1 rRNA gene is annotated in these 379 nt (G+C 43.5%); it reads left to right on the forward strand.

The annotated features are described in order from the left end of the window. Positions 1–379 (forward strand): 23S ribosomal RNA (locus tag ACYUEX_RS18750); the annotation flags it as partial.

Here is a 379-nt window from a genome sequence, read left to right on the forward strand (position 1 = left end):
AATAGCTGCAGAAAGGTAAACCTAGGGAACTGAAACATCTAAGTACCTAGAGGAAGAGAAAGAAAAATCGATTTTCTTAGTAGCGGCGAGCGAAAGGGAAAGAGCCCAAACCAGAGATTTATCTCTGGGGTTGCGGACAGAACATTAAGAGGAAGTTATAATTAATTGAAAACAACTGGAAAGTTGTGCCGTAGAGTGTAATAGCCACGTAAATGAAAATTATAATTACTAAGTTCTGATCCAGAGTACCACGAGACACGTGAAACCTTGTGGGAAGCAGGGAGGACCACCTCCCAAGGCTAAATACTACCTGATGACCGATAGTGAAGCAGTACCGTGAGGGAAAGGTGAAAAGAACCCCGGGAGGGGAGTGAAATAG

Source organism: Clostridium sp. CTA-7 (assembly GCF_054768095.1).